This is a genomic window from Thermotalea metallivorans, from assembly GCF_001562415.1.
In the GTDB taxonomy this organism is placed as follows: domain Bacteria; phylum Bacillota; class Clostridia; order Peptostreptococcales; family Thermotaleaceae; genus Thermotalea; species Thermotalea metallivorans.
In genome coordinates this window covers 18,545-39,874 of the sequence record NZ_LOEE01000064.1, presented here as the reverse complement: position 1 = coordinate 39,874, position 21,330 = coordinate 18,545, and the positions used below count along the sequence as shown (strand labels likewise).

The 21,330-nt window shown below is 40.0% G+C and carries 24 protein-coding genes; 22 read left to right on the top strand and 2 right to left on the bottom strand.

Annotation, left to right across the window (positions count from 1 at the left end):
- Positions 1 to 107: 107 nt before the first annotated feature.
- From AN619_RS13145 to AN619_RS13075, 15 genes are all read left to right on the top strand, one after another.
- On the top strand, positions 108 to 1,271 hold the full coding sequence (locus AN619_RS13145; RefSeq protein ID WP_068557657.1) for a DEAD/DEAH box helicase: 1,164 nt from the start codon (positions 108 to 110) through the stop codon (positions 1,269 to 1,271).
- 58 nt (positions 1,272 to 1,329) lie between these two features.
- Positions 1,330 to 2,271 (top strand): phosphoglycerate dehydrogenase, encoded by a 942-nt coding sequence (locus tag AN619_RS13140; RefSeq protein ID WP_068557655.1) that lies wholly within the window; start codon positions 1,330 to 1,332, stop codon positions 2,269 to 2,271.
- Positions 2,272 to 2,507: 236 nt separating this feature from the next.
- Positions 2,508 to 3,458, top strand: a complete 951-nt coding sequence (locus tag AN619_RS13135; protein ID WP_068557653.1) for an ROK family protein — start codon at positions 2,508 to 2,510, stop codon at positions 3,456 to 3,458.
- Between the two features lie 85 nt (positions 3,459 to 3,543).
- On the top strand, positions 3,544 to 4,890 hold the full coding sequence (locus tag AN619_RS13130; protein WP_068557651.1) for a glucose-6-phosphate isomerase: 1,347 nt from the start codon (positions 3,544 to 3,546) through the stop codon (positions 4,888 to 4,890).
- Between the two features lie 209 nt (positions 4,891 to 5,099).
- On the top strand, positions 5,100 to 5,504 hold the full coding sequence (locus tag AN619_RS13125; RefSeq protein WP_068557649.1) for a secondary thiamine-phosphate synthase enzyme YjbQ: 405 nt from the start codon (positions 5,100 to 5,102) through the stop codon (positions 5,502 to 5,504).
- A gap of 14 nt (positions 5,505 to 5,518) precedes the next feature.
- A complete protein-coding gene (locus tag AN619_RS13120; RefSeq protein WP_068557647.1) occupies positions 5,519 to 5,761 on the top strand; it encodes a carboxymuconolactone decarboxylase family protein in 243 nt (80 codons plus the stop codon).
- 18 nt (positions 5,762 to 5,779) lie between these two features.
- Positions 5,780 to 6,049, top strand: coding sequence for a carboxymuconolactone decarboxylase family protein (locus tag AN619_RS13115; RefSeq protein ID WP_157065019.1), 270 nt, complete (start codon positions 5,780 to 5,782; stop codon positions 6,047 to 6,049).
- Positions 6,050 to 6,521: 472 nt separating this feature from the next.
- Positions 6,522 to 7,244 (top strand): zinc dependent phospholipase C family protein, encoded by a 723-nt coding sequence (locus AN619_RS13110; protein ID WP_068557644.1) that lies wholly within the window; start codon positions 6,522 to 6,524, stop codon positions 7,242 to 7,244.
- A 92-nt stretch (positions 7,245 to 7,336) separates the two neighbouring features.
- Positions 7,337 to 8,074, top strand: coding sequence for an oxygen-insensitive NADPH nitroreductase (nfsA, locus tag AN619_RS13105; protein WP_068557642.1), 738 nt, complete (start codon positions 7,337 to 7,339; stop codon positions 8,072 to 8,074).
- 51 nt (positions 8,075 to 8,125) lie between these two features.
- Positions 8,126 to 8,620: a YajQ family cyclic di-GMP-binding protein gene (locus AN619_RS13100; protein WP_068557640.1), complete on the top strand. Its 495-nt coding sequence runs from the start codon at positions 8,126 to 8,128 to the stop codon at positions 8,618 to 8,620.
- Between the two features lie 94 nt (positions 8,621 to 8,714).
- Positions 8,715 to 9,644, top strand: coding sequence for a DMT family transporter (locus AN619_RS13095; RefSeq protein ID WP_068557639.1), 930 nt, complete (start codon positions 8,715 to 8,717; stop codon positions 9,642 to 9,644).
- Between the two features lie 70 nt (positions 9,645 to 9,714).
- On the top strand, positions 9,715 to 9,960 hold the full coding sequence (locus AN619_RS13090; RefSeq protein WP_068557636.1) for a DUF1292 domain-containing protein: 246 nt from the start codon (positions 9,715 to 9,717) through the stop codon (positions 9,958 to 9,960).
- Between the two features lie 28 nt (positions 9,961 to 9,988).
- A complete protein-coding gene (locus AN619_RS13085) occupies positions 9,989 to 10,396 on the top strand; it encodes a DUF6762 family protein (RefSeq protein ID WP_330382091.1) in 408 nt (135 codons plus the stop codon).
- A gap of 338 nt (positions 10,397 to 10,734) precedes the next feature.
- Complete coding sequence (gene rlmN, locus AN619_RS13080; protein WP_068557631.1) at positions 10,735 to 11,787, top strand: 23S rRNA (adenine(2503)-C(2))-methyltransferase RlmN; 1,053 nt, start codon at positions 10,735 to 10,737, stop codon at positions 11,785 to 11,787.
- Between the two features lie 127 nt (positions 11,788 to 11,914).
- Positions 11,915 to 12,328 (top strand): hypothetical protein, encoded by a 414-nt coding sequence (locus AN619_RS13075; RefSeq protein ID WP_068557630.1) that lies wholly within the window; start codon positions 11,915 to 11,917, stop codon positions 12,326 to 12,328.
- A gap of 226 nt (positions 12,329 to 12,554) precedes the next feature.
- Here AN619_RS13075 and AN619_RS13070 read toward each other — a convergent pair whose 3' ends face one another.
- Positions 12,555 to 13,385: an RMD1 family protein gene (locus AN619_RS13070; RefSeq protein WP_068557628.1), complete on the bottom strand. Its 831-nt coding sequence runs from the start codon at positions 13,383 to 13,385 to the stop codon at positions 12,555 to 12,557.
- A gap of 192 nt (positions 13,386 to 13,577) precedes the next feature.
- On the opposite strand from AN619_RS13070, the gene AN619_RS13065 reads away from it, so the two are divergent.
- Positions 13,578 to 13,778, top strand: coding sequence for a cold-shock protein (locus tag AN619_RS13065; protein WP_068557627.1), 201 nt, complete (start codon positions 13,578 to 13,580; stop codon positions 13,776 to 13,778).
- A gap of 310 nt (positions 13,779 to 14,088) precedes the next feature.
- Positions 14,089 to 14,892 (top strand): PepSY domain-containing protein, encoded by an 804-nt coding sequence (locus AN619_RS13060; RefSeq protein ID WP_068557625.1) that lies wholly within the window; start codon positions 14,089 to 14,091, stop codon positions 14,890 to 14,892.
- Positions 14,893 to 15,086: 194 nt separating this feature from the next.
- Here AN619_RS13060 and AN619_RS13055 read toward each other — a convergent pair whose 3' ends face one another.
- Complete coding sequence (locus AN619_RS13055) at positions 15,087 to 15,332, bottom strand: hypothetical protein (protein ID WP_068557623.1); 246 nt, start codon at positions 15,330 to 15,332, stop codon at positions 15,087 to 15,089.
- Between the two features lie 265 nt (positions 15,333 to 15,597).
- Between AN619_RS13055 and AN619_RS13050 the strand changes: the two genes are divergently transcribed.
- From AN619_RS13050 to AN619_RS13030, 5 genes are all read left to right on the top strand, one after another.
- Positions 15,598 to 16,869 carry a M14 family metallopeptidase gene (locus tag AN619_RS13050; RefSeq protein ID WP_068557621.1) on the top strand — a complete coding sequence of 424 codons (1,272 nt, stop codon included), beginning with the start codon at positions 15,598 to 15,600 and terminating at the stop codon, positions 16,867 to 16,869.
- A gap of 338 nt (positions 16,870 to 17,207) precedes the next feature.
- Complete coding sequence (locus AN619_RS13045; protein ID WP_068557619.1) at positions 17,208 to 17,615, top strand: universal stress protein; 408 nt, start codon at positions 17,208 to 17,210, stop codon at positions 17,613 to 17,615.
- Positions 17,615 to 18,697 carry a TIGR01212 family radical SAM protein gene (locus AN619_RS13040; protein ID WP_330382090.1) on the top strand — a complete coding sequence of 361 codons (1,083 nt, stop codon included), beginning with the start codon at positions 17,615 to 17,617 and terminating at the stop codon, positions 18,695 to 18,697. The genes AN619_RS13045 and AN619_RS13040 overlap by 1 nt, the downstream gene beginning before the upstream one ends.
- Before the next feature lie 594 nt (positions 18,698 to 19,291).
- Entirely contained in the window at positions 19,292 to 20,299 is a 1,008-nt protein-coding gene (gene gap / locus AN619_RS13035; protein ID WP_068557618.1) for a type I glyceraldehyde-3-phosphate dehydrogenase, read from the top strand.
- A 264-nt stretch (positions 20,300 to 20,563) separates the two neighbouring features.
- Complete coding sequence (locus AN619_RS13030) at positions 20,564 to 21,241, top strand: HAD hydrolase-like protein (RefSeq protein WP_068557616.1); 678 nt, start codon at positions 20,564 to 20,566, stop codon at positions 21,239 to 21,241.
- The last annotated feature ends 89 nt before the right edge of the window (positions 21,242 to 21,330 follow it).

The window sequence follows — 21,330 nt, the reverse complement described above, 5'->3', positions numbered from 1 at the left end:
GCCTTTGTGGCAAAAACACAAAGATGATTTGCAAAAAGATGGGGGATATGGTATAAAGCTTTATAGGGTATACTACATTTAGAAAATGGAAAAAAGGAGAATTGCCTGTGAAAACATTGAAGGAATATCCATGGAAAGAATTTATCCTGAAAAATTTAGAAGCTGTACATATCACAGTGCCTACAGAAATACAGGAAAAGACAATTCCTCATATTCTTAGGGGAAGAGATGTCATTGGAAAAGCCAAAACGGGTACGGGAAAAACCTTGGCCTATTTGTTGCCCATGATTCAAAAAATAGAGCCGGAAAAAAGAGAGTTGCAGATGTTGGTATTGGCCCCCAGCAGGGAGCTGAGTCTTCAAATTCAGCGGGAGGCGGATAAGGCAGTTAAAAATACGGAGATTCGTGTCCAAACGATTGTGGAGGGAATAGATCTAAACCGACAATTGGAAAAGCTGAAAGAAAAACCCCATATGGTAATTGCCACCCCGGGAAGATTGATGCATATCATCGGTTTAAAAAAGATAAAAATGCATGGAGTGAAAATCATTGCTTTGGATGAGGTGGATCAAATCCTGGTCCAAGGGTTAGGAGAAAAAGTACAGGCGATTATCAAAAGTACATTGAAGGAAAGGCAGTTGCTAAGTTTTTCCGCCACCATTTCGGAGGAGGCAAAGGAAACTCTATACCGTTTGATGAAGGAACCTTTGTTTATCAATTTGGATGAGGCCCAGCCGGTACCAGAGAAAATAGAGCACCAGTATATCGTGAGCAATGCACCCAAGAAAACAGAGACTTTGGAGGAGCTTCTGCAAATCATAAAACCTTCCAAGGCATTGATATTTATTAATAGAAATGAAAATGTGGACCGCTTTGTGAAAACCCTTCAAAGCAAGGGATATTCCGTAGGGGGCATTCAAACCAGAACAAACAATCAAGACCGGCAGCATCTGCTGGCATCCTTCCAGAAAGGCCAGCGAAAGCTTTTGGTGACGACAGATTTGTTTACCCGAGGAATGGATTTTCAAAATGTTACCCATATCTTCAATATGGATTTGCCTTTAAATAAGATCGATTATTTGCATCGGGCAGGCCGTACGGGCAGGATGTATCGGGAAGGCACAGTGATCAATATTATAAGGGATCAGGAAAAATTCATTATGTACAAAATGATGAAAGAGCTGAACATTCAAGTAAAGGCCATAACGATTATCCATGAAAAAATTGTTCCTGTGGAAAAGATTATTCAAAAGAAAAGGAAGCATCGTTAGTGTTTTGTCTGCCCATGGGCGATGTATCAAACCATAAAGAAAAACAAGGGGGAGAACAATGAAGGCTTTATTTACCTATGATTATGGGCAAGAAAAAATGGGCCTGATCAAAAATCTGGGCTACGAGATTCTTTATGTCCATGAAAGACAAGTGAAAATAGATGAGGAAACAAAGGATGCGGAAATACTGGTCTGCTATAATCCTTTTCAGAGCTTGGATATACGGAAAATGAAAAATTTAAAGTGGATTCAACTATCCAGCATTGGCATAGATCAGGTACCCATTGCCTATGTGAAGGAGGCGGGAATTATTCTGACGAACAACAAGGGCGGGTACAGTATCCCCATGGGGGAATGGATTGTCATGAAAATTCTGGAGATGCTGAAAAACAGTAAGGGCCTCTACCGGCTGCAACAGCAAAAAAAATGGGCTATCGATACGAGTCTATTGGAATTGTATGGGAAAACCGTGGGTTTTATAGGAACAGGTAGTATTGCCACAGAGACTGCAAAGAGGCTTCAAGGCTTCGGAGTAAAAATACTGGGGCTGAATACCTCGGGTAAAGGGATACCCTATTTCCATGGCTGTTTTGCTATGGAGGATATGGAAGAAATGCTAAAGGCTTGCGATGTGGTGGTGCTGACCATACCTTATACAGAAAAAACCCATCATTTGATCAATGAAAAAACCATTGGATGGATGAAGGAGGGGGTCTATTTTGTGAATGTATCCAGGGGCAGTATCGTAGATGAGGAAGCCCTTATGAAACATTTGGATTCCGGAAAGATAAAGGGTGCAGCATTGGATGTGTTTGCAGAGGAACCCCTGCCTGCTTCCCATCCTTTATGGGATTATGAAAATGTTATCGTAACACCCCATAATTCTTGGATTTCGGAGATGAGAAATGAGAGGAGATTTGAGACAATCCTGGAAAATATGAAAAGATACCTGAAAGGAGAAACATTGCTGAATGTAGTGGATCTCCATAAGGGGTACTAAGGGGTCGGCAAAATAAGAGGGAATGTCATAGCATGGGAGAAAAGCCTGTCCATGCTAGCAGGAGGTGTGAATCAAAAGCAGGGAATGAAAAATTTTCTCTGCTTTTGATTTGATAGCTGTCATAGAGGCTTCTACAGGCACGGGACGATTTAGGGCCAATATATTCTTCCTTTTCAAGCTGTGTTATAATAATCATAAAATTGAAAGACCTTTTAGGGGGCAGGAGGTATGAAGGAATGTTCATTGGTGTAGATTTAGGGGGAACCACTATCAAAGTGGGGGTAGTGAATGGAGAAGGGAGAATTTTGTATCAAAATGCCAGGCCTACCTATGCCGGACGAGACTATCCCTTGATTATCCAGGATATGATAGAGCAAATCGAAGATGCCATGGATTGGGCAGGGGTAGGTTTAGAAGCTGTAAAGTCCATAGGAATCGGTGTTCCTGGGTTGGCAGAAGTCCAAACGGGAAATGTAATCTATTGTACGAATTTGTCATGGTTCAATATTCCCCTCGGCAGAGAAATATCCCAGCATTTTGGGAAACCAGTGTTTGTAGAAAATGATGCTACGGTGGCCGCCTTGGCGGAATATGTGGCAGGATCCACAAAAGGCTTGAAGAATTCTGTATTTATTACTTTAGGCACAGGCGTCGGGGGTGGAGTGATTATCAATCATAAGATTTACAGTGGAAGCCATGGGGCCGGCTCTGAAATCGGTCATATGATTGTAGGGGAAAATTTTTATAACTGCAATTGTGGTGCCAACGGCTGTCTTGAGACCTTTGCTTCCGCCACGGGACTGATCAAATATGTTAGAAAGAGGTTAGCGGAGAGAGATGTTGCCACCAATATTCTGCGGATGGCCAACGGAAGACTGGAGGATATTGATGCAAAAATCATATTTGATGGAGCCAAAGGGGGAGATGCCTTGGCCCAGGAGGCTGTTCACCGGATGGTAAAATATCTTGCTATCGGCATCATCAATATTTTTAATATTTTAGATCCTGAACGCATTGCCATCGGAGGAGGCGTTTCAAAAGTGGGAGATTATTTGATAGATTTGCTGAATCAAGAAGTAAGCAAAATGACCTTCTGCAAAGAAGTTACATATGGAGATATTGTGTTGGCAGAACTGGGAAATGATGCAGGGATTATAGGCGCTGCCTTTTTAGGAGAAAATTCCTAGGAAATATGGAAACTTGGTAGATTGTTGTATGGATACAACAGGGCAAGTATCATCTATTTGAAAAAAGATATGGGAGGCGAAGCAGATGAAGGATATTCGGTTTGATTATTCCAATGCCGATGTAAAAAGACATGAGATAGAAAATTTGAAGGCACAGGTACGGCAGCTTCACCATATGCTCCACAAAAAAACAGGGGCGGGCAATGATTTTCTAGGTTGGTTAGATTATCCGAAGGACTACGATCAGGAAGAATTTCAGCGGATTTTTACCGTTGCTGAGAGGATCAGAAAAAATTCCGATGCATTCATCATTATAGGGATCGGAGGATCCTATGCCGGTGCTAGGGCAGCCATTGAGATGGTAGGGCATACTTTCCACAATTTATTGCCCAAAGAAAAAAGAAATGCACCGGAAATCTATTTTGTAGGCCACAACCTTAGTGCTACATATTATCAGCATCTTATGGAGGTAATAGAAAACAAGGACGTAAGTATCTGCGTGATTTCAAAGTCGGGAACAACCACGGAACCGGCCATTGCCTTTCGACTGTTGAGGGCCTATATGGAGGGAAAATACGGGGAGGCGGAGGCCAATCAGAGAATTTATGCCGTGACGGATGGTCAGAAAGGCGCCCTTCGACAGTTGGCACGGGAGAAGAGGTATGAGACATTTGTGATTCCTGATGATATCGGCGGCAGATATTCTGTACTGACAGCCGTAGGACTGCTGCCCATTGCCGTAGCCGGTATCGATATTAGGAAAATCATGGCTGGAGCCAAGGATGCTTGGGAAGCATACCATGGGGAGGATTTGGAAGGAAACCCCTGTTATCAATATGCTGTTCTAAGAAATATTTTATATAGCAAAGGAAAAGTGATTGAAGTACTGGCCAGCTATGAACCTTCTCTCCACTATCTGGCGGAATGGTGGAAACAGCTTTATGGAGAAAGCGAAGGGAAGGATGGCAAGGGGATTTTTCCTGCATCTGTGGAGTTCTCCACGGATTTGCATTCCATGGGGCAACTGTTGCAGGATGGAAGGAGAAATATTTTTGAAACGGTGCTTCGTATAGAAAAACCAAAGGAGGATATCCGGATTGTAGAGGATGAGGATAATGTAGACGGTTTGAATTTTCTTTCTCTGAAATCATTGAATGAAGTAAACGACCATGCCTTTGAGGGTACTTTGCTGGCCCATACCGATGGTGGAGTACCGAATCTGGTCATAAGCATTCCAGAGGCAACACCTTATTATTTTGGCAAATTGGTTTATTTTTTTGAAAAAGCCTGTGCCATGAGCGGGTATATTCTAGGGGTAAATCCTTTTGATCAGCCTGGCGTAGAGGATTATAAGAAAAATATGTTTGCCCTGCTGGGTAAGCCCGGATATGAAGCTTTAGGAAAAAGTTTGCGGGAAAGGCTTTATAAATAGAACATAATGGCTGATTACTGCCAATGATAATCTTCATGCCCTAGGATTTTATCAAAAGAGAGGCTATTCTTTGGTGGCAATCCATAGAAATGCCTTAGAAGCATCAAGGCGAATCAAACCGCAAATACATCTCATTGGTATGGATGGGCATTCCCTTGAGGGATAAAATTGAACTGGAAAAAAAGATTGGATACATGGAGTGAATAAAAATGAAAATTATAAATTTGACGACCCATAAGCTTTGTGAGATGATTGAAATTACAGGGGAAATAAAAAAAGTCCTCAGAGAAAATCCAGTGACCGACGGCGCCTGCATTGTATTTGTTCCCCATACTACAGCAGGAATTACCATAAATGAAAATGCCGACAGTGATGTGCAAAGGGATATGATTAGCGAATTGGAAGAAATTGTACCCTTTCACGATAATTACCTCCATAGGGAAGGAAATTCCGCTGCCCATATTAAAGCTTCTCTCATGGGAAGTTCTGTGACGGTTCTCGTGGAGAAGGGAGAACTTCAGTTAGGAACCTGGCAAGGAATTTATTTTTGCGAGTTTGATGGTCCAAGGCAGAGAAAAGTGTTTGTAAAATTCATAAAAACCATGGAAGAATAAAGGAGGAATTCCGTATGGCAAGAATAAGACCGTTGACACCACAGGAAGTTGATCAGGAAAGCAGAGAGATTTTTGAAGCTTTCTTGAAGCAAAGGGGAAATATTCCCAATATGTTTCGGACCCTGGCTTACAGACCAGAGATTCTCAAAACTGCCTATCAACATTTTTCAACAGTACTGCATACAGGCACTGTAGACATTCGTCTAAAGGAAATGGTGGCTGTAAGGGTTTCTCAATTGAATCAGTGCCAATACTGACTGGCATCCCACACTGTTTTGGCAAAACAGTTCGGTGTTTCGGAAGAATCGATTGATGCGATGGCTGACAAAGAAGATAATCCTCATCTCTTTACAGAAAGAGAGTTGGCGGCCTTGGAATTTGCTGAAGTCGTGACGAAGGATTCCAACAATGTCAGTGATGATCTGTGGAATCGTTTAAGAAAACATTTTGATGAAGGAGAAATCATAGAGTTGGCATGTGTTATTGGCGTTTTTAATTATTTTAATCGATTTAACAATGCATTCAATATGGATATTACAAAATAAAGGCTGACAAGAAAATTTCTATCCAAGGGACGGGTATACCCCTGTGACTTTAGATTTTTATTATGTTAATTTACTATAGATGAAAAAGGAGAGTAGCTCTCACCGTTGTGTTTCATAAATCGTCATTTCAATGCTTTTGCACTCGGTCGATGCAAGAGTGTAAAAGACCTTTAGATTGAGTCGTGTTGATTGGATCTAAAGGTCTTTTGTATTTTAGGATTGATTGGTTTGTATTGAGGGAAATTACGGATGGAATCATTATCGTTTTCATCGTCATTTTAAATCATCAAAAGATAAGACAAAAAATAATAAAAACAACGGTTTGCTGATTGGTGGCCAAGTCTGCATCTTAAGGGAGTTTTGCTGATCTCAGTGCTTATCCTGCAGACGGAGATTTTGTCTTCGCAGAAGTTTTTTGTCTATTCTGGAGAGAATGAGAAATACTAAGAGTAAAAGCAATGGGAGGGTGATTATGATGGGTATACTGGAGTCGACCTATAGAAATGTTGTGCAGTTAGTCTTTGCTGTTCTGAATCCTTTTAAAAAAGCGGTAATCAAAACCCAGTGCAAGGTCCATCAATATTTGAATGTACAGGCTCTGGAGGTATTAAAAAACGATGGGTATGGAGAAGCATATAATTTTTTCCGCAACTATCTCATGACCATCAATGACGGGGCTGTTTGGGCAGATCAAGATTTCAAGAGCAGCAGCCATTTTTACAATCCCCACACTAAAAAAGGATTGTATGGCAGGGGAAATGCCATGGATTTAGGAAGGGAGTATTATGAAAGGGCATTAATTTTATGGGCCATAGGGGAATTTGATAAGGCCATGTTTTATTTCGGTGCCGCCCTGCACATCATCCAGGACATGACGATTCCCCAACATGCCAATATCAGGCTCTTGGACAACCATAGACAGTATGAGACTTTTGTCAAAAGAACTTACCGATATGTAAGGGATTTCAAAGCAGAAAAGGGGGCCATATTGCTGGATTCCATCAATGAATATATACGATTCAATGCGCGGGTAGCCATGAAGGTGTATAAAAAATTTCAGGTAATCCATGAAAATGAACAGAGATATTATCGCACGACAAAATGTATCCTTCCCCTGGCCGAACGGACCACTGCCGGGTGTATGCTCATGTTTTATAAGGACATTTTTTCAAAACCCATCTCCATTCGGCATTAGCTTGGGAAAACCGAGATCTGCCTTTGCTATTTTTTTCTTTATCGTTTATAATAGACATAATGAACAGATCAAGAGGTAAAGGAGGCAGGGCGATGAACGAAGTGATTCGGTTTATGAAATCCCACCGTTCCATTCGTAAGTTTACAGACAAACCCATTGAAGACCATCTGCTAAAGGAAATCATTGAATCTGCCCAATGGGCATCCAGTTCAACCTTTGTACAAGCTTACTCCATCATAGGAATCAAAAACCCGCAGACCAAGAAGCGACTAGCATATCTTTGCGGGGAACAGCCCTATATAGCGTCATGTCCTGTATTTTTAGTATTTTGTGCAGATTTGCATAGGCTGAAAATGGCTTGTGAAATTCATGGGACGGAAATGGTGGGAGAATATACGGAATCCTTTATTATGGCAACGGTAGATACAGCGTTAGCTTCCCAAAATGCCATGCTTGCGGCAGAATCCTTAGGTCTGGGAGGTGTCTATATCGGAGGGATCAGAAACAATCCCCAGGAGGTCAGTGAACTGCTGAAGTTGCCCGAACATGTCTATCCTGTATTCGGTATTTGTCTGGGATATCCTGCCGAAGATCCTGAAAGAAAGCCAAGGCTTCCTGTGGAGGTTGTCTATAAGGAAGAGATATACGATGACAGGGCTGATCTGGAAAAAATCAGGGAATACGATAAAGTGATTAGTGAATACTATCTGGTCAGAACCAAGGGAAAAAGAAATGATACTTGGACTCGCCAGATGGCTGAAAAAATGCAGAAGGAAACTAGGCCTCATATGAAAGAATTCTTGACAAAAAGAGGTTTTCTGATGAAATAATAGGAATGGAGGATTCCTTGAGGACAAGTAAAAAATGAAGGGGGTTTTTTTATGGCAAGCAACTGTTCTTTTGATGTTGTTTCAGAAGTAAATATGCAAGAAGTGGATAATGCTGTGAATCAGGCAAAAAAAGAATTGTCCCAGCGATATGATTTTAAGGGAAGTAAGGCAGAGATCAGCTTGGATAAAGATGAAATTAAGATTATTGCAGAAGATGAATTTAGAATCAGAAGCATTATCGATATCCTGCAATCGAAGTTTGTAAAAAGGGGTGTTCCTTTAAAATCTCTTGATTATGGCAAAATAGAGCCAAGTGCGGGAGGAATGGAACGGCAGATCATCAAGATTCAGAGAGGGATTTCCAAAGAAAAGGGAAAAGAGGTGGTGGCTGCCATCAAGGCATCCAAATTAAAAGTTCAAGCACAAATCATGGAGGATCAGGTAAGAGTTTCAGGCAAAAGCAAGGATGACTTGCAGGCTGTAATCCAAATGCTAAGGGAAAAAGATTTTGGGATTGAGCTTCAATTTACCAATTTCAGATCGTAAAAAAATTACGGGGCCCTAAATATTAGGGCTTTTATTATTTGTTTTTTCATGTACAATAGAATTAGAGTGAAATAGGAAACGAGGGGGATGGGCAATGGAAAGAGAGAATAGAAAAATTTATTTACTCATGGTAATTTGTACTGTATTTTGGGCAGGGGCATTTATTGCAGGAAAAATCGGCGTTAGGGAATTCCCTCCCTTTTCTTTGGCTTTTTTTCGATTTCTATTTGCAACGATTGTTATTTTTGCAGTAATGTTCAAATATGAAAAAAAAGACTGGAGGCTAAAGCATAGGGATTGGCTGTATATGTTTTTGCTGGGCCTTATCGGCATGTTTGGCTATCATGCATTATTTTTTACAGCCCTAAAATATACCACGGCCATGAATTCCTCCATGATTGGCGCCACCAATCCTTTGATTACCAGCATCTTGGCGGCAGTTTTTCTAAAGGAGCATTTGGGAGTGAAACGCCTTGGCGCCATTCTGCTGGCATTTACGGGGATCATCCTTACGGTGTCCAATGGGGATATGACCGTATTGAAAACCTTCTCTTTTAATGTGGGAGACCTGTTCATGCTGGCTGCCGTCTTCTGTTGGGCTGTGTATTCCATTATCAGCAGAAAAATTATGGATCGCTATTCTCCTTTGATTTTAACTTCCTATAGTTTTCTTGTATGCTTGGTTTTGTTGATTCCTTTTGTAATTTGGGAGAAGCCGGCAGGCTATCTGCCTAAGGTAACCTGGGCAGGATGGGCATCGGTTCTCTATATGGCTATTTTTGCATCGGTGATAGGATACTTGGTACAGCAAGTTTCTATTAAGACCATAGGAGCCAGTAAAACGGCTGCTTTTATCAATCTGGTACCCGTATTCTCCATTATCCTGTCAGCTATCATCCTTCATGAAAAAATCACCGGTGTGAAACTGTTGAGTGCTGTGATTATTATTACAGGGGTATATTTTAATACAAAGCTAAAAAGTCTTACAGAGGCGTCGGCGATAAAAAATAAAACCATGGGATAAATAATTTCCTAGACCTTTGGACAATTTAAGGATATAATCTATTTACAAGAGATTTGAAAGGTGGATCAAAATGGAAGAGAAAAAGATTGTGACTTTTGTGGATGAAGACGGGGAAAAAGTGGATTTTGAAGTGGTGGATTATATTGAAATTGAAGATGACCGATATGCTTTGCTGGCTCCTGTAGGAGATGAAGAAGATGCCTATGTATACAAGGTCGTAGAGGTGGATGGCAAAGAAGAATATCTGGTGGTTGAAGATGATGACGAATTTGAAAGAGTATTGGAAGAATATGAATCCTATTTTGATGTAGAGTAAGCATAGGGAGGCAATGGCGTTGGAACCGATGGTATTGATGATGATGGAAAAAGATGGGGAAACGGGCCTGCTTTCCAGGGAAATCGGGAGCTATACCATTACGGAGCATGGCAATTTGGTGAGCGGCATTTATCTGATGCATAAGGATCAAAGGGACATGGTGTATCTGCGGTTGACTACGGATCGGGATGTGGAAGACTGGGAATACGGTGCGATCTTTGATTATTACGATATGGATGCCATGAAGGAAATGGTTTTGTCCATAGAGGAATTGGATGATTACAATCCGGTATGGGAGGTATCGTTTACGTGGATGGATTCCCAAGAGGGAATGGAAAATCTTCTTGCCAAAATTTTAGAAAGGCATAGAAAGCTGCTGGATGCCGTTTACGATGCCATTCAAGACAAAAAAGCAGAATATGAAGATCATGGATAAAGCCTTAGGGAAAATTCCCCTAAGGTTTTTTCTAATCGTTTGCATGTTGGAAATTCCATGTTGTATTTTATAGATTTACAACTTCAAAATTTGAATTTACTTTAAAAAGTTATATTTTTGAATAGCAGTTCGTCGCCAGTTACCAGTTACCAGTCACCAGTACTGGCAGCTGACAGCAAAACATTTGCTGCATAAAAAGTTTATCTTCATAAAGACATAAATCAAACTTTAGCGTTGTATGTCTGTATCTAAAAAAATTTGTCGGCAACATAGGGAGTTTGTTCCTTGTAGGGTATAATAGAAATGAGATGGAAGGAGAAGGATAAGGAGAAATGAAAATGGTAGAAAAAATCGATTTGAAAAACAGTACCATGGAAGAACTAGAAGCATTTTTGGAAGCCATTGGAGAGAAAAAATTTCGGGCAAAGCAGATTTTTCAATGGATCCATAAAGGCGTAACAACCTTTGATGAGATGACCAACCTTTCCAAGGATTTGAGGGAAAAATTAAAAGAAAAAGCCCATATCGGAAGCTTGAAAATAGAAAGTATTCTCATATCTCAAATAGACGGCACAAGGAAATATCTGTTTGTGTTAGAGGATGGCAACATTATCGAAAGTGTTTTGATGCGCTATGCACACGGAAATACGGTATGCGTTTCCTGTCAGGTAGGATGCAGGATGGGTTGCAAATTTTGTGCTTCTACCTTGGAGGGTGTCATTAGGAATCTTACGGCCGGTGAGATTTTGGATCAAGTACTGGCCATACAAAGAGATATTGGAGAAAGGGTTTCCAATGTAGTGCTGATGGGCAGCGGAGAACCTTTGGACAACTATAGCGAAATCCTGCGGTTCTTTGCTATGATTCATCATCGGGAGGGCTTGCATATTAGCTTGCGGAATATTACCTTATCTACCTGCGGATTGGTCCCTCAGATCCTTGATTTAGCCGATCGAAAGCTGCAAATTACCCTAGCTGTGTCTCTTCATGCACCCAATGATGCTTTAAGAAATATAATGATGCCTGTGAACTTCAGATATCCCTTGAAAGACTTGCTGGAGGCTTGCAAGTATTATGTACAGAGGACCCATCGGCGGATCACCTTTGAATATGCTTTGATTAGGGATGTGAATGATTCTGAAGAACATGCCCTGGAATTGGCAGAAAAAATAAAAGATATATTGTGCCATGTCAATTTGATCCCACTAAATAAAGTAAACGAACGGGAATTTGAAGGGGCACAAACAGACAGGGTAAGAAAATTTCAAAGCATATTGAGAAAAAAAGGAATTGAAGGGACGATCCGAAGGGAATTGGGCAGCGATATTCATGCTGCCTGCGGGCAATTGAGAAGACGCTATTTAAAAGAAAGGGAGAATAAATCGCAATAAATGCTAAGTTGCATGATTTCCAGAAGGATTTTGAAGGAGATTATAGAATTATATTATAAAGAATATTATGAATATATAGTATATTCATAATACAAGGTACTCACAAATTCCAAAGGGGGAGATGCAAATGGTTAAATTAATTACCGGAGGACTAGGTACAGGCAAGACGAAAAAAATGATTCAAATGGCCAACGATTTGGTGGAACAGGACCATGGGAATGTCGTGTTTATAGATGATGACAACCGTCATATGTATGATTTGAAGCATCAAGTCAGATTTGTCAGTCTTCATGAATATCCTGTGAAAGATGTAAGGGGCTTTTTGGGATTTTTATGTGGAGTTATTGCTGAAGACCATGACATTCAAACAATTTTTATTGATGGGCTGATGAAGATTGCAAATATCGAATTGGAAGAAATGTCCAACATTTTAAAGGAAATAGAGACGCTTTCCCAAAGGTTTAACATAAATTTTATTGTCAGTGTGAGCTGTACTGATCATGATTTACCCGAGGAATTGAGAGAGTATACTGTTGCATAAAAATAGGGTCTTGCAGGCCATCAGTCTGTAGAAAAAGTAGAGGGATAAGTAAGAATCCTTGAGATTTAGGCTTCGTCGCGAATCAGCAAGCCGCTTTTTTCCTTGTTTTTTTATTTAGAAAAGCGGCGCAGGTCTGAGCAGGAAGCCAAATCTCAAGGGTTTGTCTACAAGCAAAGGGCTTTGCAGGCCCTAGTTTTATGTAAATGATACCATCAACAGGGGCAGATTATTGGATGGCATGAAAAAGCTTCTCTCCAAGGGTAAGCAAAATTTCAAAGAGAAACAGCAAGATAATCATCCATTCTAAGCGATTGCTTCGTTTGGTATGGGTCAGGCTTCCGAAGGCCTCCGTGATATCACTGAGGGTTTCCGTTTTGTGCCGTATATTTATATAGCGATCTTCCAGCTCAAACAGTTTGCTAAGCTGATTGAATAAATTTTCTGCCTCCTCATTGCTCCAAGTAATTTCAGGCTTATCCAAAAGCATAATATAAGAAATGGTATTGTATTTGAATCCTAAGATTTTAGACCATATCTTTGCCAATTGTTCTTCAGACAGCTTTAAATGTCCCTTCGCCAATAGTTCGACAATATCCTCGATTTCGTCGGAAAGCACCTCGATTCCTGCTTCTATCTTTTCCAATGCCACAGATTTTGCTAGGACGGTGGATACAATTTCCAAGTAATAACTTTTTGCCTCGGGAACAATCATAAAATCGTTGTTTACTGCAAAAGTTTCTTGGGAAACAATATCAATTCTATAATCATCCACGAAATGAAAAGGCGTTTCGCTATGGAGATTCTTTTCAATTCTTTTCAAGTATTGAATGATATCCATGATTTCGTGATGGGCTAAATTAATAAAGACGATGCTGCCGAAATGATATATGTATACAAGTTTTTTTTTCGGTTCACGGATGATGCCTTTTAAGAAGGTTTCATTCAACGCTAAAGGATCTTCCCATTTGAATTTTTTGTTGATGCCGAAATGTTCTGCAATTTTATTCAGACTAATTTCATTGGATAGAACAACCGCTTTAAATTCAGCGGAATCCATGTCGTCATCATCCTCTCGTTTTCATTACAAAAATAGAATAACACATTCCTACTATTTTATCCATGTATATGTTTACAAAGGGAAAAATTTTAAGCATCGGAGTTTATTTTTTATACAACAGGCAATAATAAAATATATAATGCATACTTGCAAATTTTTGTCTGTCAGGACGCATTAGGAGGAATTCGTAAGATGAAAGAAGGAACAGTAAAGTGGTTCAATAATGAAAAAGGATATGGTTTTATTGAAGTGCCGGGTGAGCCCGATATTTTTGTCCATTATACGGCAATCACCGGAGAGGGCTATAAAAGCTTGGAGGAAGGTCAAAAAGTTCAATTCGAAATTGTACAAGGAGACCGTGGACCACAGGCTTCCAATGTGGTGAAAATATGATAGAAAACAAAAATCCCCACAGGACAAAAAGGTGGGGATTTTTGTTTTCTATGGATTTAAGGCTTTACAGGAAGTTGGATGATGATATAAAAATGATAAACAAAAGGTGTAACTTTTAAGTTTCCTACCTATGGTTTAGGAAGGGTTAGATCCTTTGACTGAGAGGGGAAAGAATAATTCCAGAAAGTGCGGGATTGCATAAAGGGCAAAAAGGTGTTATATAATGATATAGGGCCAGGTGAGGAGAGGTTGAAGAAAGAATAGAAAACCTGCATGATATAAAATTTTGGAAGGATAAGGGGCGAATATATTGAAAAAATCTACATGGATGATGATGTCCTTTATTTTGGTACTGATGGTTTCCGGATGTGCTGGGGAACAGGTAGATCTTAACCAGGCAGTGAAACCGTCTGACACGGGAAAAATTCATATGATTACCCGGGAAGAAGCGATAAAAATCGTGGAAAACCATCCTGAAACAAAGACATTGGGGAAAGAAAAGCTTGTCTTGGAGGAAGAGATCAAACCTACTGAAGACAGGCCCTTCTGGGAATTTCATCTGAATGAAGAACAGGGCCTGTTAACTTATGTGTATGTAATCAATGCTTATACTGGAGAACTTCTCAGCCTCTACGTAGAAAATGAAGAACATAAGGATGAAGAAGTTTTGAAGGAGGAAATGCTTCGACATGTGCAGTGGACCTTTGAAAATTGGCAAAGCTTCCATTATGAAAACTATGACCCCAGTCGCTATGGGTTGGCCTTCGCATTGAATTTTCGACTGACATATTTATTTGAAAATTACGAAGAAAATAAGAAATTTGTTGAAGAAAACAAGGTTATTTCCCGGGTAAAGATTCAAGAAATCAAGGATGTGGGGATGGCATACAGCGAAGAAGACGAAACTATGTATGCACAAATGAGGGTGATTGCCGATTATCGTCAGGAGATTGGGGGTCAGACCATCCGTGAGCCTGTGGAGGTGCTGATTTTTTCCAAGAGGCATTTGGATGGAGACGAAGGATGGCAAATTACCAATGTGGATATGTATCCTGTATGGAAAGGCAGCAAAGGGTTTCATCAGCTTTTTTTCGGTTTTCGTAAAACAAGCTAGTCCCGGAGACTAGCTGCAGTCTGTAGAAAAAGTAACGAGATAAGTAAGAACCCTTGAGATTTAGGCTTCGTCGCGAATCAGCAAGCCGCTTTTTTCCTTGTTTTTTATTTAGAAAAGCGGCGCAGGTCTGAGCAGGAGGCCAAATCTCAAGGGTTTGTCTACAAACTAAAGCTAGTCCCGGGGACTAGCTGTTATTATTTATTTAGAAATTTTTCTCCCAGATATCGTTTGATATCCTCTGGGTTGCTTTCAGGCGTAATTAAAATTTCCCGATCGCTTTCCCAAAAATATACGAGGACTTCTGTATCTCCTTCAAGAAAGAATTTTGCCACGGTGTCTTCTTTGATTTCACGAACTTTATTTTTATGATGCTTTTTCTTTTCAAATTCCTTTGTAAAGTAATAACCTGTCATTCTGATTACCTTTGTATAGCGCTTCATGGCTTATCACCTCCACTTTCTTTGACATTATTAGTATAGCATATTTTTTTATAACACATAGGAGATTATGTACTTTCATAAATTTTGGATAAGTCGTAATTTCCATCATGTGTTTCAACAAAGTCTTCCTTGAAATCTTTCAATGGAAGACTTTGTTTATTCGGTAACCAGCGAAATGGAGAAAAAAAGGTGAAATTCCGGTGGAAAGACACCAAAAAGATCATAAAACGTAAAATGATATTAGTAGAGAGTGGAGGTGATTGGATTGAGAGTCTTGAGGCTAGGCACAAAAGGTACCGATGTCATGGAGATTCAGGCCTTGTTGAGAAAGATAGGGTATGACCCAGGGCCTATTGACGGTATTTTTGGTCCTCAAACCCAGCAGGCTGTAATGCAATTCCAAAGAGATAACGGATTAACCCCTGACGGCATCATCGGCCCTAATACCTACCGTGTTTTAGAACCGTTATTATTAGGTTATGCCACATACGAGATAAGACCCGGTGATACCATGTATAATTTGGCAAGGAGATATTACTCTAGTGTCTTAAAGATTGTTACGGCGAATCCTACAGTGAATCCCTATAACTTGCAAATCGGACAGCAAATCCTCATACCTTATGGAATCGACGTGGTGGATACCAATATCGACTATACCTATGAAATTATGGAAAGAGATATCCAAGGGCTAAAGGCTAGGTATCCTTTCTTGGAAGTAGGAATTGCAGGCAAAAGCGTTCTGGGAAAAAACCTCTATTATATTCGATTGGGCAATGGTCCGAATCAAGTATTTTATAATGGAGCACACCATGCATTGGAATGGATTACTTCACCGTTATTGATGAAATTTATCGAAAACTTTGCCAAGGCTTATATGGAAGAAAGAAATATCAGGGGTTATGATGTGCGGGATATCTGGGATCAAAGCAGCATTTATATTATGCCTATGGTGAATCCCGACGGTGTGGATTTGGTACTGAATGGACTGCAAAGAGGTAATCCTTTTTATGAAGATTTGATTCGATGGAACAGAGGGAGTTTAGACTTTTCAGAAGTATGGCAGGCTAATATCAGGGGAGTAGATTTAAATCACAATTATGATGCTTTATGGCAACTGTCAAAGGAAGCCGAACCCCTTTATGGTGTATATGGACCGGGACCTACCAGGTATTCGGGACCTTATCCAGAATCTGAGCCTGAATCAAGGGCTGTGGCAGATTTTACAAGAAGACGTAATTTCAGACTGGTTCTTGCATACCATAGCCAAGGGGAAGTAATTTACTGGAATTTCCAAAATTTAGCACCTCCTGTGGCCAGGACCATAGGAGAGTTGTTTTCTAGGGTGAGCGGGTATACCCTGGATGAAGCCTATGGTATTGCTTCCTATGCCGGTTATAAGGATTGGTTCATTCAAGAATACAGAAGGCCGGGATATACCATTGAGGTGGGAAGCGGAAGGAATCCCCTCCCTATTGAACAGTTCGACCAAATATATAATGATAATGAAGAATTGCTGCTGCTTGCGGCTGTTGTCTAACTGGCCCAAGCCTCCATGGGGAGGCTTGGGGCGTTTTAGGACAAAGATCTAGTTTGTCCATGGATAGCAAGGGTGAGTATTTGAGAGTTTTGAAGCTTTGTGGAAGGATTTTTCTCGTACGGACAGCTGCTAACTGATAACTGGCGCTGAACTACTATTCAAAAAATATAATTTTTTACAGTAAATTCAATTTTTAAGTTGTAAATCTATATACTGGCAGGGACAAAGGATCTTATAGTATAATAGAGTTGGAAAGAAATTTTTGTGATAAATTATAATGAAAGTGGGTATAAGAATAACTGGACTGGTTATTCTTATCTTTCGAAAGGAGCCTTAACATGAAATTGGCTAAAAATATTATGGTGTGCGTTACACAACAAAAGACTTGTGAAAGGTTGATAAGAAGAGGTGCTGAACTTAGGGATTCTTATGACGGGGAATTGTTCGTTATCCATGTGGCCCAAGAAGGATGGCATTTTTTAGGAAAATCCAAAGAAGGAGATGCTCTGGAATATCTTTTTGAACAATCGAAGTCCTGTGGGGCCAATTTGACAGTTTTAAGATCTAATGATGTAATTGCCACCTTAAAAGAACAGGTCGAAAAAAATGGCATTGATATTATTGTGATGGGAGAATCCTGTGAAGATAATGAGGGACATAGTATCATCGGCAGCTTAAGAAAACGTTTGCCTAAAAATATAGAATTTGAAATTGTGCCTGCAAAATTAAAGCAGAAAGTTGTATAATGAAGGTGCATCCGAAAAGGGGTGCACTTTTCTGTACCGTGATGGACTGTGGAGCCGTTGGTAAAGAAAAAATTAGAATAGATGAGGAACAAGGAGTTATGTCAATGGAGAGAACCTTTCGCTATAGGGTATATTCCCAGTATCTCAAAGAACGTTATGAGGAAAAAGTGTATAAAATTCCGATTCAACTTCCTGTCACATGTCCCAACAGGGATGGAAGGATGGGGCTTGGGGGCTGCATCTTCTGTGGAGAAGAGGGTGCAGGCTTTGAAAATCTTTCTGCCCTGATGCCTGTTTCAGAACAATTACAGACCAATATACAATATATTCGAAAAAAATATAAGGCGAGTAAGTTTATTGCATATTTTCAAAACTTCACTAACACCTACCTGCCGCTGGAAAAATTTAAAGCACACATTCTCCAGGCTTGTCATGAAGATGTGGTGGAAATTGCAATCTCAACCCGCCCGGATTGCATTCGTGACGATTACTTGGCTTTTTTAAAAGAAATAAAAGAAAGGCATCACTTGAATATTTCTATTGAATTAGGATTGCAAACGGTAAATTATCATACTTTAAAAAAGATCAACAGGGGCCATACATTGGCGGAATTCGTGGATGCTGTTCTGCGAAATAAAAAATATGGGTTTGAAACCTGTGTCCATCTTATATTAAATCTGCCTTGGGATGACAGGGACGATGTGATCGAGGATGCCAAAATGATTTCTGCTTTGGGAATAGAACAGGTAAAGCTCCATTCCTTATATATACGGAAGGATACCATGATGGGGAGAATGTATGAAAATAAGGAATTTGAGATGACTTCCATGGAAGAGTATGTGGAACGGGTGATCCTGTTCTTAGAATATCTTCATCCCGAAATTGTCATTCAACGGCTGATTGGCAGGGCACCAGAAGAAAATACCCTTTTCTGCAACTGGAATATCAGCTGGTGGAAAATTAAAGATCAAATTGATGCATGGATGCTGGAAAGGGATACTTATCAAGGGAGAAAATTTGATTATCTGAACGGGAAGGCACTTAGAAAACTGCAGCAACTATCCTGCTCCTTCATGGAGTAGGATAGTTGCTTTTTTTTAGGATGACAAGAGCGTGACAGGGGACGGTTCTCTGTCACATACGAATAAAAAATACCGTTTTTCTCTTAATACAAAGGGCCTTTGTCTGTAGGGTGAAACTATGGGGGCCATAGTTTCTTTGTTTAGGTTATACAAAAAGCAACAAATAAGTTTACATAATATTTGCATAAATAAATAAACAAAATTCGCTATAGGTGGTTTTCATTACAAGGGAAAAGACGTTTTTTGCGTAAAAAAGTATATGACTATTTTCGATTTTGTGCACATGAAGAAGAATTTTTGTTGAAGGTTTGTTGAAGGAAGGAGAAAGATCTTGTCCAATAGATAGAAAAGAATTTCGGAAGAAAGGAAAAATCTATACCCTGGGTATATGCCTGCAGATATGAATATATGGAGAAAAGGGAAGGTGTTTTCGACAAAAATATTAAGAAAAAGTAAAAATAGTATTATAAAGTATACAATATAGTACATTTATGATAGTATAAGAATATAATATAACATAATTCGCAATATGATATATAAATAACAGTATATCTTATTTGTATACATACATAAATAAAGGAAAGGGGACTCAATATGCCAGTCAAAGTAGGAATTAACGGTTTTGGAAGAATTGGAAAGAATGTACTGAAGGCTTGGTTAGAAAGAGAAGGGGACATAGAAATCGTTGCTATCAACAGTACCAGTGGACCAAAGGAACATGCCCACATTTTTAAGTATGATTCTCTTTACGGCATATTACCACAGGACGTAAAAGCTACTGATCATGCAATTATCATTGGAGACAAGGAAATCCCTTTCACAGCATATAGGGATCCTGCACAAATTCCATGGAAGGAATTGGGCGTTGATATTGTTATTGAATCTACAGGTAAGTTTACCAAGAGAGAAGATTGTGCAAGACACATGGAAGGCGGGGCCAAAAAGGTAATTATCTCTGCTCCTGGAAAAGATGAGGACATTACGATTGTCATGGGAGTAAACCATGGGGAGTATAGGCCGGAAGAACACCATATTGTATCCAATGCCTCTTGTACTACCAACTGTTTGGCGCCCGTGGCAAAGGTACTTCATGAAAATTATAGGATTATGAAAGGATTGATGACCACCGTCCACGCTTATACCAATGATCAAAGAATTTTGGACTTGCCCCATAAGGATCTGAGAAGGGCAAGGGCGGCAGCGGAATCCATCATACCGACCTCAACGGGAGCAGCAAAGGCCATCGGGCTGGTGATTCCTGAATTAAAAGGAAAACTCAATGGCATGGCCATGAGGGTTCCCATTCCCGTGGTATCGGTAGTAGATTTGGTAGTTGAACTAGAGCAAAATACAACAGTAGAAGAGGTAAATGCAAAGCTGAAGGAAGCAGCAGAAGGGTCATTGCATGGGATCCTCGGCTATTGCGAAGAGCCCCTTGTATCTATAGATTTTAAAAAGGATTATCGTTCCTCCATTGTAGATGCTCCATCTACCATGATGGTAGGGGAAAACATGTTAAAGGTTGTGGCATGGTACGATAACGAATGGGGCTATTCCAATCGGGTTGTAGATCTGGCTTCCTACATGGGAAAATGGATTTAAAAGGACACTTAGTAAAAGAATCCTGCCGAAGGGCGGGATTTTTTATATAAATTAGGAAAGTTCTACTTTCCTAATTTATATAAAACTGGGGTTGTAGGGGATGTAATCTCCTACTCGCATTCAGGAAGGTGCCCAGGTTGCAACACAGCCGTCGAAGGAAACCTATGGAAAACATCGAAGATGCTTTTTATGGCTCTACGAAAGGTTTTGAACATGGTATAATAAGATTGGTATATGTAAGGAGTTTCATATGGGGGGATGAACATGAAGGATATATTGCTGATTTGGGATATAGACGGGACGTTGATCGACAGCAAAGGTTGTGGAAGAAGGGCCATGGACAGGGCATTTTACAAGTTATTTGGAATAGAAAACGGATTTAAAGATGTGAAAATGGCGGGAAGATTGGATGCCCTTATCGTAAAGGATGCCATGGATCGGAATAATGTTGCGGATGGGGATCTTATTTTGTTTTTCAATATGTATTGCCAAATGTTAGAAGATGAAATTGTGCGAGGGAGAAAGCCTGAGATACTTCCAGGTATCAAGGAAATTTTAGAAAGGCGGGAGATCTGCTATCGCTTGTATCATGTCCTTGGAACAGGAAATATAGAGCAGGGTGCCCGATTAAAGTTATCCCCTCATAATATCAACCGGTATTTTCCTGTGGGAGGATTTGGTGATGAAGAGAAAGAACGATGGCAGATCATCCAGCACGCCATTGAGAAAGCCCAGGAATATACGAAAATTAATTTTAAAAAAGAGAATATTTATGTTATCGGAGACACTCCTTTGGATATACAATGCGGGAAGATACTTGGGATCAAGAGTATCGCTGTGGCGACGGGCAGCCATAACATGGAAGAACTGACAAGGTATCAGCCGGATTATCTATTTCCCAATTTTGGAGATACAGATAGATTTTTTGAAATATTTCGATAGCATTGGATTGTTGCGTGAAATAATTTTTTGCAGATATCGATGGTGCAGGGCGGGTTGTTGCATATCTGTCATTATCCGAAGCGTGCTTA

What these genes read in the sequence shown, in the direction of transcription:
- AN619_RS13135 (WP_068557653.1), top strand. Translation starts at nt 2,508, where the DNA reads ATGTTCATTGGTGTAGATTTAGGGGGAACCACTATCAAAGTGGGGGTA.
- AN619_RS13110 (WP_068557644.1), top strand. Translation starts at nt 6,522, where the DNA reads ATGATGGGTATACTGGAGTCGACCTATAGAAATGTTGTGCAGTTAGTC.
- AN619_RS13100 (WP_068557640.1), top strand. Translation starts at nt 8,126, where the DNA reads ATGGCAAGCAACTGTTCTTTTGATGTTGTTTCAGAAGTAAATATGCAA.
- AN619_RS13075 (WP_068557630.1), top strand. Translation starts at nt 11,915, where the DNA reads ATGGTTAAATTAATTACCGGAGGACTAGGTACAGGCAAGACGAAAAAA.
- gap (WP_068557618.1), top strand. Translation starts at nt 19,292, where the DNA reads ATGCCAGTCAAAGTAGGAATTAACGGTTTTGGAAGAATTGGAAAGAAT.
- AN619_RS13065 (WP_068557627.1), top strand. Translation starts at nt 13,578, where the DNA reads ATGAAAGAAGGAACAGTAAAGTGGTTCAATAATGAAAAAGGATATGGT.
- AN619_RS13095 (WP_068557639.1), top strand. Translation starts at nt 8,715, where the DNA reads ATGGAAAGAGAGAATAGAAAAATTTATTTACTCATGGTAATTTGTACT.
- AN619_RS13125 (WP_068557649.1), top strand. Translation starts at nt 5,100, where the DNA reads ATGAAAATTATAAATTTGACGACCCATAAGCTTTGTGAGATGATTGAA.
- AN619_RS13085 (WP_330382091.1), top strand. Translation starts at nt 9,989, where the DNA reads ATGGTATTGATGATGATGGAAAAAGATGGGGAAACGGGCCTGCTTTCC.
- AN619_RS13090 (WP_068557636.1), top strand. Translation starts at nt 9,715, where the DNA reads ATGGAAGAGAAAAAGATTGTGACTTTTGTGGATGAAGACGGGGAAAAA.
- AN619_RS13045 (WP_068557619.1), top strand. Translation starts at nt 17,208, where the DNA reads ATGAAATTGGCTAAAAATATTATGGTGTGCGTTACACAACAAAAGACT.
- AN619_RS13055 (WP_068557623.1), bottom strand. Translation starts at nt 15,332, where the DNA reads ATGAAGCGCTATACAAAGGTAATCAGAATGACAGGTTATTACTTTACA.
- AN619_RS13070 (WP_068557628.1), bottom strand. Translation starts at nt 13,385, where the DNA reads ATGGATTCCGCTGAATTTAAAGCGGTTGTTCTATCCAATGAAATTAGT.
- AN619_RS13130 (WP_068557651.1), top strand. Translation starts at nt 3,544, where the DNA reads ATGAAGGATATTCGGTTTGATTATTCCAATGCCGATGTAAAAAGACAT.
- AN619_RS13040 (WP_330382090.1), top strand. Translation starts at nt 17,615, where the DNA reads ATGAAGGTGCATCCGAAAAGGGGTGCACTTTTCTGTACCGTGATGGAC.
- nfsA (WP_068557642.1), top strand. Translation starts at nt 7,337, where the DNA reads ATGAACGAAGTGATTCGGTTTATGAAATCCCACCGTTCCATTCGTAAG.
- AN619_RS13140 (WP_068557655.1), top strand. Translation starts at nt 1,330, where the DNA reads ATGAAGGCTTTATTTACCTATGATTATGGGCAAGAAAAAATGGGCCTG.
- AN619_RS13120 (WP_068557647.1), top strand. Translation starts at nt 5,519, where the DNA reads ATGGCAAGAATAAGACCGTTGACACCACAGGAAGTTGATCAGGAAAGC.
- AN619_RS13030 (WP_068557616.1), top strand. Translation starts at nt 20,564, where the DNA reads ATGAAGGATATATTGCTGATTTGGGATATAGACGGGACGTTGATCGAC.
- rlmN (WP_068557631.1), top strand. Translation starts at nt 10,735, where the DNA reads ATGGTAGAAAAAATCGATTTGAAAAACAGTACCATGGAAGAACTAGAA.